Source organism: Bradyrhizobium iriomotense (assembly GCF_030160715.1).
Lineage (GTDB): Bacteria > Pseudomonadota > Alphaproteobacteria > Rhizobiales > Xanthobacteraceae > Bradyrhizobium > Bradyrhizobium iriomotense.
Genome location: NZ_BSOW01000004.1, coordinates 244,395 through 257,276, shown reverse-complemented (window position 1 = coordinate 257,276; position 12,882 = coordinate 244,395). Strand labels below are relative to the sequence as shown.

10 protein-coding genes are annotated in these 12,882 nt (G+C 64.4%); 5 read left to right on the top strand and 5 right to left on the bottom strand.

The window, feature by feature from the left end; all coding sequences use genetic code 11:
• Nucleotides 1-31: 31 nt before the first annotated feature.
• Both QQL28_RS07835 and dmeF read right to left on the bottom strand, forming a co-directional pair.
• Nucleotides 32-1,828: an adenylate/guanylate cyclase domain-containing protein gene (locus QQL28_RS07835; RefSeq protein ID WP_284263064.1), complete on the bottom strand. Its 1,797-nt coding sequence runs from the start codon at nt 1,826-1,828 to the stop codon at nt 32-34.
• 333 nt (nt 1,829-2,161) lie between these two features.
• On the bottom strand, nt 2,162-3,124 hold the full coding sequence (gene dmeF / locus QQL28_RS07830) for a CDF family Co(II)/Ni(II) efflux transporter DmeF (protein ID WP_284263061.1): 963 nt from the start codon (nt 3,122-3,124) through the stop codon (nt 2,162-2,164).
• A 554-nt stretch (nt 3,125-3,678) separates the two neighbouring features.
• On the opposite strand from dmeF, the gene QQL28_RS07825 reads away from it, so the two are divergent.
• The 4 genes from QQL28_RS07825 (at nt 3,679) to chrA (ending at nt 8,390) form a co-directional block, all read left to right on the top strand.
• Nucleotides 3,679-4,677: a helix-turn-helix domain-containing protein gene (locus QQL28_RS07825; RefSeq protein ID WP_284263050.1), complete on the top strand. Its 999-nt coding sequence runs from the start codon at nt 3,679-3,681 to the stop codon at nt 4,675-4,677.
• Between the two features lie 199 nt (nt 4,678-4,876).
• On the top strand, nt 4,877-6,046 hold the full coding sequence (locus tag QQL28_RS07820; RefSeq protein WP_284263048.1) for a serine hydrolase domain-containing protein: 1,170 nt from the start codon (nt 4,877-4,879) through the stop codon (nt 6,044-6,046).
• Between the two features lie 140 nt (nt 6,047-6,186).
• Nucleotides 6,187-7,005 (top strand): chromate resistance protein ChrB domain-containing protein, encoded by an 819-nt coding sequence (locus QQL28_RS07815; RefSeq protein WP_284263046.1) that lies wholly within the window; start codon nt 6,187-6,189, stop codon nt 7,003-7,005.
• Nucleotides 7,005-8,390 carry a chromate efflux transporter gene (gene chrA / locus QQL28_RS07810; RefSeq protein WP_284263044.1) on the top strand — a complete coding sequence of 462 codons (1,386 nt, stop codon included), beginning with the start codon at nt 7,005-7,007 and terminating at the stop codon, nt 8,388-8,390. The genes QQL28_RS07815 and chrA overlap by 1 nt, the downstream gene beginning before the upstream one ends.
• A 32-nt stretch (nt 8,391-8,422) precedes the next feature.
• On the opposite strand, the gene QQL28_RS07805 is transcribed toward chrA, so the two are convergent.
• Nucleotides 8,423-8,848: a hypothetical protein gene (locus QQL28_RS07805; protein ID WP_284263563.1), complete on the bottom strand. Its 426-nt coding sequence runs from the start codon at nt 8,846-8,848 to the stop codon at nt 8,423-8,425.
• 247 nt (nt 8,849-9,095) lie between these two features.
• Here QQL28_RS07805 and QQL28_RS07800 point away from each other — a divergent pair, with 247 nt between their 5' ends.
• Complete coding sequence (locus tag QQL28_RS07800; RefSeq protein ID WP_284263042.1) at nt 9,096-9,905, top strand: hypothetical protein; 810 nt, start codon at nt 9,096-9,098, stop codon at nt 9,903-9,905.
• 197 nt (nt 9,906-10,102) lie between these two features.
• Here the strand turns inward: QQL28_RS07800 and parC are convergent, their stop codons facing one another.
• Together parC and QQL28_RS07790 are read right to left on the bottom strand one after the other, a co-directional pair.
• Nucleotides 10,103-12,361, bottom strand: a complete 2,259-nt coding sequence (parC, locus tag QQL28_RS07795) for a DNA topoisomerase IV subunit A (RefSeq protein WP_284263035.1) — start codon at nt 12,359-12,361, stop codon at nt 10,103-10,105.
• A 207-nt stretch (nt 12,362-12,568) separates the two neighbouring features.
• Nucleotides 12,569-12,844: a hypothetical protein gene (locus QQL28_RS07790; RefSeq protein WP_284263033.1), complete on the bottom strand. Its 276-nt coding sequence runs from the start codon at nt 12,842-12,844 to the stop codon at nt 12,569-12,571.
• Between the last annotated feature and the right edge of the window lie 38 nt (nt 12,845-12,882).

The window sequence follows — 12,882 nt, the reverse complement described above, 5'->3', positions numbered from 1 at the left end:
CCTTGTGAGTAAGTCAGCCTCGGATCGAGTTTTAGCCCGTCGGTAAACCTGCCATTTCCAGGCAGCGCGCCCACTGCCGGCCCGTCTCGAAATGCGCATTCGGAATGCGGGCGGCGTATTTCTCAACCGTCAGCTTCGGCTCTAGCTGGCGCATCCTGCTCAACGCCGCGCGCGCTTCGTCCATTCGGTTCTGCGAGACAAGGGCAATCGTCAGCACCCGCCAGGTGGACGGATGCATGCGATTGAGAGAAAGGGACGAGCGCGCAAGCTTTTCCGCTTCCGCATATTGGTGCGCCGAGAGCTGTGCCGTTGCGCCGAGGGATTCGAAATAGTAGCGCTGTGGATCGAGCGGAGAGAGCTCCATGGCGCGCCGCGTCGCGTCAACGGCTGCAGACCCCTCACCCTTGAACGCGTTGACGACGCCGCGATAGAGCCAGCCCAGCGCGTGGCTGGGATTGGCCTCGACGGCCTGTTCGCAGCGCTTGCGCGCCGTGTCGAGGTCTTTCAACAGGTGGCAGTAAACGAAGCCCTCGGTCGCGAGCGCCAACGCATCCGACGGATCGCGATCGAGCGCTGCGTGGGTGGCGCTCAACGCCTCGGCGGCCTCGCGCTTACGATCCTCGGACCAGCCTCGCGTCACGCGCAGGATATACCAGTTTGCGAGCCAGGCGCGCGGCGCTGCAATCCGCGCGTGCCGATTGATAAGTTCGTCCAGCACCTTGCGGGTCTGGAGAAATTCCTCCTTGTTCGAACGGTGCATCAGCCTGATGCTCCCGAGCAGCAGCGAATAGCTCTCGAGCGTGGGCAGCGGCTGGGTCAGGATATGCTCGACCTCGGCGTCGAACACCGACAGATGGACTGCCGCGGCGATACGGTGGGCCAGATCGCTCTCCGGCTGCAGCAGGTCGCCGATGGTGCCGTTCAAGCGATCCGTCCAGACGACCTGGTTGGTGCGCGCAGCCGACAGCTCCGCCGTCACGAGGATCCGGCCCGCATCGACCACGTAGCTGCCGCTGAGGATGTAGGTGGCTCCGAGATGCGCCGACACTTCCGCAACGTCGCTCACCCGGCCGCGGAACACGTTCGTGGACAGACGCGAGATCACCTTCAGATTCGGCGATCGCGATAGCCGCCAGATCACGCTGTCTGCGAACAGATTCCCAACGTCGAGATGCTCCGGCGCGTTGTTTCGCGCAACAAAGGGAATGACCGCAATCGTCGGTTCCATGGGCGTGCCATAATCCCGCCGAGCCGTGAGGCTCGGGTGCGGACTTGCCGGACCGACACGGTAGGCCCGGACCGGCTTGTCGAAGTGCTTGAGGATACATTCGCCCAAATCTTCGCAGATTGCATCCACCCCGTGCGTAAGTTCGTCGCGTGCCGCCGCGCTGCCGACGGTCTCGCCCGGATTTGCAAGGCTTGCCAGGGCCGCCGCCAGTTGCTCATGCGCGGCCGCACTGGCGATGGTTTCACCGGGGCCTGCGAGGGTCGCGAGCCGGGCCGCGAGATTGATGCCACTGCCATAGATGTCGATCCCGTCGCTCCAGGCGGTGGAGGCGTTGATGCCCGCGCGAAGCTGGAAGTGCTGATCCTCCGGCATGCCCTCGTTCAGGGCCGCGATCGTCCGATGCATCTCGGCTGCGCCATGCACGGCGTCCGGCACCGTCTCGAAACGGGCCATCAGGCCATCGCCGAGGCTTTTGACAAAGATGCCACCATAGCGCGGCAGGATCTGTTCGGTAGCGATACGGACAAAGTCGGCCCATCGACGCACGGCAGAGGCCTCGTGCTCGCGCATGAGCCGTACCGACTCCACGAGATCGATCAAGAGGACAACTGCATCATGTTGCACGAGGCCCATGATTGTCTCTCCGAAGCCCGATCGCGCCTTTGCCCGGGCTTCCAGTGGATAGCCTCTCGGGGTTTCCCCTCAAGCCAACCCGCTCTCCCGCTCGATCAACGAGCACCGACGGATTGGAAGGTGGAGTTCATCGAGCGCACCCCGACACCAATAGTGCGCAGGTGAGCACCGCGGTATGAAGCAGATCACGATTGGGAAAATATGCGTCAGCTGGTCGCGGACCGGATGGCTTGCAACCAATGGCAGCATTGGCATCATCTTCACGCGACGAGCGAAACCACCCGGCCCCAGACCGCCTGCTTAATGCGGGCAGGTCTCGACTTCGACCGTGACGTGGCTGAGCCCCTTCAAGCCCGCGAGCCGTTTCTTGTAGACGGCCGGCTGCTTCGGCTTGTCGGAGACGAGCGAGACCAGCACGGCGCGGTGGCCGGGGCCGACCTGCCAGAGATGCAGGTCGGTGACGCGGTCCTCGCCCACCTCCATACGGGCGCGGATGACCCTTTCCAGCTTCTCGTCGGCGCGCACGTCGAGCAGCACCGCACCCGAGGCCTTGATCAGGCCGAACGCCCAGCTCGCGATCACCACGCTGCCGATCAGGCCGACGGCCGGATCGGCCCACACCCATCCCGAATACATGGCGACGACGAGCGCGCCGATCGCCAGCAGCGAGGTCGCTGCGTCCGCCATGACATGAATGTAGGCGGCGCGGAGATTGTTGTCGTGATGGTGGTGGTGATGATCATGGTCGTGATCGTCGTCATGCGCATGCCCGTGGCCATGATCATGGCCGTGATGGTGATGGTCATGGCTGTCGCGCAGCAGCCAGGCGCTGACGAGATTGACGCAGAGGCCGAGCACAGCGACCGCGATCGCCTCGCCATAGACGATCGGCACCGGCGAGATCAGCCGCAACACACTCTCATAGGCGATCTGGACCGCGATCAGACCCAAAATGATCGCGCTGGAAAAGGCGGCGAGATCGCCGAACTTGCCGGTGCCGAAAGTGAAATGCGCATTGCCAAGGTGCTGACGCGCGAAGCGATAGGCAAACGCCGCGATTCCGAGCGCTGCCGCATGGGTTCCCATGTGCCAGCCGTCGGCGAGCAGCGCCATCGAGCCGAACAGCGAGCCGGCGACGATCTCGCCGACCATCATGATGAGCGTCAGTGCCACCACGAACCAGGTGCGCCGTTCGTTCTCGTCATGCCTGTCGCCGAGGAACGCATGCTCGTGCGTCCATTGCTCGATGGAATGTGAATGCATCGGATAGAGCTCCGGAAACGGAATCCAGTCGCCCCAAATATAGGCCCGAGCGCCCGAACTTTCCAATTCGACGATGCTACTGGACCATCTTGGGAGCCCGACTTTCCATGACGCACGACAAAATTTGAAAAACAACCCCATGCAAAGGAGTCGATGACTCCGGCGCGACGCTCTACGGATTTTACGAAATCATTTGACACGTCGGGCAAATCACCTGCAATATGCCATCATCGGAGCGCGTGGGGACGAAGGCTCGTCGACTCGCGCAGATATTGGCGCAAACGCCACCAGGCGGAAAGTGATCGGCCGCACTGCTTTGACGCCCGCACGCCGCTGTCGTAATTGGCATCGGCGTCCCGCGTCGCCACCCCGGTACGCGGATGATGAGGGCCTTGTCATGGCTATCCTGCCGACCGCCGCGGCGTGAACGCATGTCTCTCTCGGCTTTCGAGCTTGGCGCCCACGGAGCGGCATGCGGATTGTTTTTGCTGCTTGCAGGCCTGAGCTGGCGCGACCGGCGCCAGACCAGGAGTGGGCCGTTGGGCGCGGCCCTCATGCTCGGCGCGGCCGCATCTGCCGTCAACTGGGTGCCGGGATTCGAACCGGCCGGAGCTTTTTGGCGCGCCCCCATACTGGCGCTGGCCGCCGGCAGCCCTGCCGTGTTCTGGCTGTGGGCAAGGGTCATCTTTGACGATGATTTCATTCTGCGCGGTCGCCATGCGGCACTGTGGGCCCTGCTCGTCGCGGGTGAGATGGTGAGCGCCTATGGCGGCGCCACATGGTCAAGGTTGGGGCCGGTCGCCGACACAATGGTGCAACTTGCGTCGCTCGGGCTGGCCGTGCTCGCCGCCGCCCAGACAATGGCGACGTGGCGTGGCGACCTGGTCATGGGCAGGCGGCGGCTGCGCGTCGCGGTCATGCTCGGCGCCGTGCTCTTCATCTCGATCGATGCGATCTACAGCTCTGGTCTCGGCCGGCTTGCCCTCGCACCGGCCGCGATCGACACGTTCAGGGCCGCCGGGCTATGCGTGCTCGCGGTCCTGACGGCTTGGAGCCTGCTACAGGTTGCGCCAACCGGTCCTGCGGCAGCTGTGCTTCCGCAGAGCAGAGCCGACGCCCCGCCCGCCGCAGAGCCGAAGACCGCGCTGCAGACCATCGCCCCCTCGTTGCTGAGGCGTCTCGAGCAGTTGATGACGGAGGAGTGCATCTTCCGGCAAGAGCGGCTGACGATCGGCGCGCTGGCGTCCCGGCTCACGGTTCCGGAAGAGCAGCTGCGGCGCGCGATCAATGAAGGCCTGGGATATCGAAACTTCAACGCGTTCATCAACCAATACCGGCTCAAGGATGTGAAGACAGCGCTGTCTGACCCGAGCCAGCACGACGTGCCCGTGCTGACGATCGCGATGGATGCCGGCTTCCGGTCGCTCGGCCCGTTCAATCGCGCCTTCAAGGCCGATACCGGCATGACGCCGACCGAGTACCGGCGGAAGGCGCGTGGCGCCCCGCCGGCTGATCTGTCGCGATCCGACCAGGCTGATCGAAAAATCGGCTAGCCGAATCCCGGAATTGGGCGAGCCAGAGCGCGGTCTCCGATGGATAAGAGAGGCGATTGCGCACTTTCGCGCAGGCGGAGACCAGATGAATGGCAGGATACCGGCCAACGCGCTTGATGGAACTATCGTCCGCGCTCGTCCTGCTGCGGTCGCTTGCAGGACCGGCGCCATCCGATGACCCGGCGCTTGGGAGGAGCAAATGAGACGGCGCCGGTTTATTTCACTTCTCGGAGGAGCTGCGCTGTCACCGCTCACCGGGTTGCCGGTGTACGCGGACCCGCCCGACGGCCGCGGTGTTCCGGTCGCGCGAGACGATGGCTGGCCCGTCAGCGCCGGTGGCGAGGACAAGCTCATCGACCGCAATGCTCTGTGTGGGATGGCCGATCGGCTCGCGGCAAGCGGTGCCAACATCCATTCGGTGCTGGTCGTCCGCGGTGGCAGACTGGTGTTCGAGCGGTACTTCACGGGGGCCGACGATGTTCCCGGCCGCATCTTTGGCCGCCGGGTGGAGAACGTCACCTTTGATGCCGATACGCTCCATGACTTGAAATCGGTTTCAAAGAGCGTCGCGTCACTCGCAGTCGGGATCGCGATCGATCGGGGGCTGATACGCAGCGTCAACGAACCGATCTTCAGCTTCTTCCCCGAGTTGTCAGACTTGCGTTCCCCCGAGAAGGACCGCATTCAGCTGGTGCACGCGCTCACCATGTCGATGGGTCTGAAGTGGGTGGAGGCGACTCCGGCCACTGGAGACGACGACAACGACGAGTCGCGCATGCACATGGCGTCGGATCAGTGTCGTTACGTCCTCGGCCTTTCGGTGACTGCCCCGGCGGGACAGGAGTTCTTCTACAACACCGGCGCGCTCGCGCTCGTCTCGGCCATCATCCGCAAGGCGACCGGGCGTCCCCTCGACGAATTTGCGCGCGAGACCTTGTTCGAGCCTCTGGGCATCACGCGTGTGGAGTGGAATCGCTACAGGGGAGATACCGACGCCGGAGGAGGATTGCGCCTGCGACCGCGCGATATGGCAAAATTCGGCCAGATGGTCCTCGCAGGCGGTCGCTGGAACGGCCGCCAGATCGTTTCGAAGGCATGGATCGAGACCTCGACGACACCTAAGATCAAGGCCACGGACAGTCGATCCTATGGATATTTGTGGTGGCTCGGCCGCTCCCGGCTCAACGGGCGTGAAGTCACCTGGATTGGTGCGCTCGGTCGAGGCGGCCAGGCGATGCGCATCGTCCCGGAGCTCGATCTCGTCGTCATGGTGAATGCGGGATACTACTATGACTACAGCCCGCAAGCGTTCCAACTGCAGTACGGCGTTTTCAGGGATGTCTTGCGGGGGATTTCGCCTCCGGCCTGAACCGGAAGCGCGGGCGCCGGTCCGCGATTGACATGCCGGCGCAGTTTCGCTGTAATATCCCGCATGGGGATTTGAGCGATCTCCCCACGAGGCGACACGCCCAAGCATCGCGTCCCGTTCGTTTTTCACGAGGACGCATCATGTCTTCTTTCACGACGATATCTTCCGACAAGCTGGCGCGACTGATCGGCACGGCGAATGCCCCTGCCCTGATCGACGTTCGCACCGACGAGGACTTTGCCGCCGACCGGCGGCTGATCCCCGGCTCCATCAAGCTCAGCCACGACAAGGTTCCGGATTGGGGCGGCGACTTCGTTGGCCGCTCCGCCATCGTCTCCTGCCTGCGCGGCGAAAAGCTCGCGCAGGGTACGGCAGCCTGGCTGCGGCAGCTCGGCGTGCAGGCCGAAACGCTGGAAGGCGGTTTCGAGGGCTGGAAGGCGGCCAAGCTGCCGCTTGTCGAGACCAGCAAGCTGCCGAAGCGGGATGCCAGGGGCCGTACCGTCTGGGTGACGCGGGCACGGCCGAAGGTCGATCGCATCGCCTGCCCATGGCTGATCCGCCGCTTCGTCGATCCCAATGCGGTGTTCCTGTATGTCGCGCCGTCCGAAGTCGTCGGCGTCGGCGAACGCTTCAATGCCGCGCCCTTCGACATCGAGAACGTGTTCTGGAGCCACCGCGGACCGCTCTGCACCTTCGACGTCATGGTCGAGGAGTTCGGCATCTCGACGCCGCCCTTGCAGCGGCTCGCCACCCTGGTGCGCGGCGCCGACACCGCGCGGCCCGATCTCGCGCCGGAGGCCCCGGGCCTGCTCGCGGCCTCGCTCGGCCTGTCGCGAATGTATGATGACGACCTCGCGCAGCTCGAGGCCGGCATGCTGCTCTATGACGCCTTCTACCGCTGGTGCCGCGACGCCACCGCTGAAACCCACAACTGGCCGACCAACAAAGTGAAGGCGTGATGGATACCCGCAATGTCCAAGCAGGAGCTGATGCCGGTCACGGCATCAGCTTCAACGAAGCCTTTCGCGTCTGGCTCCGGGTCGCCTGCTTGAGCTTCGGCGGCCCGGCCGGCCAGATCGCGGTGATGCATCGCATCCTGGTCGAGGAGAAGAACTGGATCTCCGAGGGCCGTTTCCTGCATGCGCTGAATTACTGCATGCTGCTGCCCGGACCGGAGGCGCAGCAGCTTGCGACCTATATCGGCTGGCTGATGCATCGGACGGCCGGCGGGCTGATGGCGGGCGGGCTGTTCATCCTGCCCGGCATCATCGCCATCATGGGCCTGAGCTACATCTATGCGGCCTTCGGCAATGTCAGCTTTGTCGAGGCGCTGTTCTTCGGCCTGAAGGCCGCCGTGCTCGCCATCGTCGTCGAGGCCGTGGTGCGCGTCGGCAAGCGCGCGCTGAAGAACCGCATCATGATCGCGATTGCGGCCGCAGCCTTCGTCGCGATCTTTTTCTTCGCCGTCCCCTTCCCGATCATCATCATCGCCGCCGGCGTGATCGGATATGTCGGCGCAAGAAGCGGCCGTCCGGAATTCGCCGGCGGCGGACATGGCGGCGGCAACAGCAATGCCGCGATCGATAGCATGCTCGGCGAAGCCGTGCCCGATCATGTTCGCCCCAACGCCGCGCGCGCGATCCGCGTCGGCACACTGTGGCTCGCGCTCTGGCTCGTCCCTGTGATCGCTCTGCTCACGGCCTTCGGAGAAGTCAACGTGTTCAGCCAGATCGCGCTGTTCTTCTCCAAGATGGCGCTGGTCACCTTCGGCGGCGCCTATGCGGTGCTCGCCTATGTCGCCCAGCAGGCGGTGGAACATTACCACTGGCTCAGCGCGCGCGAGATGCTGGACGGCCTCGGCATGGCCGAGACCACGCCCGGCCCCCTCATCATGGTGCTGCAATTCGTGGGCTTCATGGCCGCCTTTCGTGATCCGGGCGGGATGTCGCCAATGCTCGCCGGCACACTCGGCGGCCTGCTCGCGACCTGGGTGACCTTCACGCCCTGCTTCCTCTGGATCTTCCTGGGTGCCCCCTATGTCGAGCTTCTGCGCGGCAACAAGGGCCTCGCCGGCGCGCTCAGCGCGATCACCGCGGCCGTTGTCGGCGTGATCCTCAACCTCTCGATCTGGTTCGCGCTGCACACGCTGTTCCGCGAGACCGTTCCGGTGCACGCATTTCCGCTGTCCTTCGACATGCCAGTGCTCTCAAGTGTCGATCTCGCCGCGCTCGTGCTCTCGATCGCGGCCGCAACCGCGATCTTCCGCTTCAAGCTCGGGATGCTGACGGTGCTCGCGGGATCATGCGCGGCGGGCGTGGCGCTGCGGATGGTGGGGATGATCTAAACATCACGCCTCGCGAGCCCTTTGGCCAACGATCACGTCGGCGCGATGGCGATATAGGGAATGCAGGCCACGACGACGGCAAGCTGGATCGCATTGCCCAGCATGCCACCCCAATGCAGCCGCCGGAGCCGGCGCGCGGAATCGGCGTCGCCGGGATCCTGGTCACTGATCTGCGCGTCCATCCGCCGAAGGAACCAGCGGCGCGAAGAGACCGCGAACGCCGTGATCAGGCCGATGCCCATGGCCAGGACCGCGCGGCCCTCCACGGCAACGGCAATTGTCCCCACGGCACCGGCAACGGCCAATGTCAGGAAATAGCCGTTGAACATGGCGCGGAGCAGCAAGGCGACGGGGCGGACGTCCAGCTTCACCAGCAGAAAGGCCGGCGCGGCCAGCAGCAGATAAAACATCGGAAGCAGCAGGATGATCGCAGCGAACAGGGCGACGTTGTCTGGCATCATCCGAACACCCCCTCTTTCCTGTGCCGGGCAAGGGCTTTCCGGCAACGCAGTATCGGCCTCGACGTGTCACCGGCACCATTGGGCTTTGGTTGGGTGCACTCAGCTTCCACCGACCTCCACCGGGCATCGCAAGCCAACCATTCGACAATGCAAGTTCCGCTGATGCGCTCTGCCGGCCTCTCGCCCCGGACTCCTCCGCCGCGGTGAAAAGCGGTAGAATGGGTTCGTTGGGGGAATCGGCGCCGTGGAATCGATTTCGGATCAGAAAGCCAGGCAGCGTCGACGACGACCGGTCGTCGTTCTCGTGATCTTGTCCCTCCTTCTGACCGTGTGCTTCGGCGCGATGTATTACGCCGGCGATCTGTCGAAGCTTCAGGGCGTCGTTGCCGCCGAGGAGACCCGCACCGCGTTGCGCGACGTGAGCGATCCCGACCAGCTCGATCAGGTCATCAAGCTGCACCCTTCCAACAAGCAGCTCAAGCTGCTCGCGCTCGCAAACAGGGACGCGATGGACATCGATGCCGCCACCCGAAAGCTGCTCAGCGAGGTCGAGCCGAAACCGCTGCCGAATCTCGGCGATCTCGGCGCGTCCAGCCGCAGTGACCTCGACGTACTGCGCCGCGATCTCAAGACCGCGGAAAGCAATGCAACGGGCCTGGCGTCCCGTTACGCCGCGCTGATCAAGACCACGCGTGACCAGGTGGAGAACGACGCCCGATCCCTAGGCGTCGGGGATGACCGGCTCGCCGGCTTCATGGCGATGATCGACGAGCAGCACGCGGCATGGACCGCCCTCACCTCCAAGGCGCTCGCCTCGCGGGCGGACTACTACAGCGCCTACGCAAAATGCGTGGCACTTCTGGCCCGCGAGTTCGGAATCTACACGGTCGCGAACGGCCAGTTCGTGTTTCCATTTCAATCCACGGCTGACGCCTATAATCGCGCGGCGACGGCCATGACGGCGGCGGCCAAGCGCTCGTCCGAACTCGATGACGAGACGAAGAGCCTGCGACAGTCGCAGCTCAGCGGATGGAAGGTGTTCGCCGGCGGTTAGTGGCGTCTACGTCGATCGTAGCCGACGGTCGTGACCCGAGAAACAGCGTCACTGTTCCGAAACAAGATGTGGGACAGCGCTGCCGCCGTCCCTCCGTCATTGCGAGCGCAGCGAAGCAATCCAGAATCCCTCCGCGGAAAGACCCTGGATTGCTTCGCTGCGCTCGCAATGACGCCGTGGAGACGTTCGCGCGCCCCTTACCCGATCACCCGCCCGAACTTGTTCGACTTCGGAAAACCCTTCGGCGGCAGGCGGCCGGCGTCGGCGCGGGTGCCCTGCCACTCGGCGAGCTCCTTCATGGTCGCGCTGAACTCGCGGCCGGCGGAGTCCTTCCAGGTCAGGCCCGCCTTGGCGTCGAACACCGCGACGTCGGACAGGCCGCCGTCCTTGTATTTCTGAAGTCGCACGCCGCGGCCGCGGGCCATCTCCGGCACCTGGTCGAGCGGGAAGATCAGCATCTTGCGGTTCTCGCCGATGACCGCGACGGTGTCGCCGAGCACTTCCGTGATCGCGCGCGCCTCGTTCGGCATCTCGACGTTGAGGACCTGCTTGCCCTTCTTGGTGGTGCCGACGCAATCGTCCTCGTTGACGACGAAGGCCTGGCCTTCGTGGCTGGCGACCAGGAATTTGCGACCGCCCTTGTTGACGAACAGCGCGACGGGTGCGGCCTCCTGCTCGAGGTCGATGAACAGGCGGATCGGCTCGCCGTGACCGCGGCCGCCCGGCAGTTTTGCAACATCCAGCGAATAGAACTTGCCGTTGGTGGCGAACAGCAGGAGTTTTGAGGTCGTCTCGGCGAAGAAGGCAAAGCCGAGCTTGTCGTCCTGCTTGAAAGCAAGCCCCGACAAATCCTCGACATGGCCCTTCATGGTGCGGATCCAGCCCTTGTCGGAGACGACGACCGTGACCGGCTCGCGCTCGACGAAGGCTTCCTCGATCGCGGCGAGGTCGTGCTCGGGCGCGTCCGCAAAGGTGGTGCGGCGCTTGCCGAGCGGGGTCTTGGGTCCGAACATGTCGCGGACCTTGCCGACCTGCTCGCCGACCTTCTTCCACTGCTCGGCTTCGGAGGCGAGCACCGCGTTGATGCCCTTGAGCTCGGCGCGGAGGTTCTTGTCCTCGGTGCGGATCTCCATTTCCTCGAGCTTGCGCAAGCTGCGCAGGCGCATGTTGAGGATGGCTTCCGCCTGCACCTCGGTGAGCTTGAACTCCTTCATCAAGGCGGGCTTCGGCTCATCCTCGGTGCGGATGATCTTGATCACCTTGTCGATGTTCAGATAGGCGATCAGGAAGCCGCCGAGGACCTCCAGCCGGTGCTCGATCTGCGCCTTGCGGTAATTGTGGCGGCGGATCAGGACGTCGCGCAGATGGTCGAGCCATTCGCGCAAGCACTCCGCGAGCCCCACCACCTTCGGGATGCGGCCCTTGATCAGCACGTTGAGGTTCAGCGGAATCTTGTTTTCGAGCTCGGTCAGCCGGAACAGCGATTCCATCATCAGCGCGGGATCGACGTTCTTCGACTTCGGCTCGATCACGATGCGGACGTCTTCGGCCGACTCGTCCCTGATGTCGCCGACCAGCGGCAGCTTCTTCTGGTCCTGAAGCTCGGCGATCTTCTCGATCAGGCGCGACTTCTGCACCAGGAAGGGGATCTCGGTGACGACGACGACCCAGGTGCCGCGTGCGCCCTCCTCCTGCTGCCACCTGGCGCGGACACGGAAGGAGCCGCGTCCGGTGGTGTAGGCTTCAGCGATCGCCTGCTTGGAATCGACGATGATGCCGCCGGTCGGGAAGTCCGGGCCCTTCACCCATTTCAGGAGCGACTTGGATTTCGCGTCGGGCTTCTCGATCAGATGCAGGGCCGCATCGCAAAGCTCGGCCGCATTGTGCGGCGGGATCGAGGTCGCCATGCCGACCGCGATGCCTTGCGCGCCGTTGGCAAGCAGGTTCGGGAAGCCGCCGGGCAGAACAACCGGCTCCTTGGACTGGCCGTCATAATTGGCGCGGAATTCGACGCCGTCCTCGTCGATGCCGTCGAGCAGAAGCCGCGCGACGTCGGTCATGCGCGCTTCGGTGTAGCGGTAGGCGGCGGGGTTATCGCCGTCGATATTGCCGAAATTGCCCTGGCCGTCGACCAGCGGATAGCGCGAGGAGAAATCCTGCGCGAGACGCACCATGGCGTCATAGATCGCCTGGTCGCCATGCGGATGGAACGAGCCCATCACGTCGCCGACGATCTTGGCCGATTTCTTGAAGGCCGTGCCGGGGTCGAGCCGGAGCAAGCGCATGCCATAGAGGATGCGCCGGTGCACCGGCTTCAGACCGTCGCGCGCATCCGGCAGCGCACGGTGCATGATGGTGGAGAGCGCGTAGGCGAGATAGCGCTCTTCGAGCGCATCGCGCAGCGGCACCTCGTGGATTTCAGCCGGCTCTTCCGGCGGTACCTGTCGTTTTCCCATGGGGAGGCGTTAAACCGAGACGCTGAATCGGGCAAGCCGCGAATCAAGATGCGCGATTCGGCGGGCTAACCTCCTCACAGAAAAAAGGATTTACGGGCCGATTCGGACCGGCTCCCGCCCGCTGCGCGCCGCTTGGCGCCAGCAAATCGCGGCTGACTGATTCAGGGTTCGGGCTGGATGGCCTTTACGTCGTCACCGCGGCGACTGCTACTGCCCCGCCCAGCCCGCGGTCACGGGGGCGGTTTGCGGGGTCTTCGCCTGCGTCGGCGCATTGGCCAGACAGCGGCGCGCAGTCTCGATTTCCGCATCGGTCGCACCGTGGGACCTGGCCCATGTCTCTGCCGCGGCCGCCGAATATTTCGCAACATAGTACCGCACGACCGTGCAGGAAGCACGGCGAAACAGGCCTGGCTGCGGCTCAGCGGCCATTGCGTCCGGCGCCAGCGCGAGCAGCGCGGCGGATACCACGAAACCTTTGATCATCTGACGTCCCCGGTGGAACCAACCCGGCCAACCCAGTT

What these genes read in the sequence shown, in the direction of transcription:
- dmeF (WP_284263061.1), bottom strand. Translation starts at nt 3,124, where the DNA reads ATGCATTCACATTCCATCGAGCAATGGACGCACGAGCATGCGTTCCTC.
- QQL28_RS07825 (WP_284263050.1), top strand. Translation starts at nt 3,679, where the DNA reads ATGCTCGGCGCGGCCGCATCTGCCGTCAACTGGGTGCCGGGATTCGAA.
- QQL28_RS07820 (WP_284263048.1), top strand. Translation starts at nt 4,877, where the DNA reads ATGAGACGGCGCCGGTTTATTTCACTTCTCGGAGGAGCTGCGCTGTCA.
- QQL28_RS07815 (WP_284263046.1), top strand. Translation starts at nt 6,187, where the DNA reads ATGTCTTCTTTCACGACGATATCTTCCGACAAGCTGGCGCGACTGATC.
- chrA (WP_284263044.1), top strand. Translation starts at nt 7,005, where the DNA reads ATGGATACCCGCAATGTCCAAGCAGGAGCTGATGCCGGTCACGGCATC.
- QQL28_RS07805 (WP_284263563.1), bottom strand. Translation starts at nt 8,848, where the DNA reads ATGCCAGACAACGTCGCCCTGTTCGCTGCGATCATCCTGCTGCTTCCG.
- parC (WP_284263035.1), bottom strand. Translation starts at nt 12,361, where the DNA reads ATGGGAAAACGACAGGTACCGCCGGAAGAGCCGGCTGAAATCCACGAG.
- QQL28_RS07790 (WP_284263033.1), bottom strand. Translation starts at nt 12,844, where the DNA reads ATGATCAAAGGTTTCGTGGTATCCGCCGCGCTGCTCGCGCTGGCGCCG.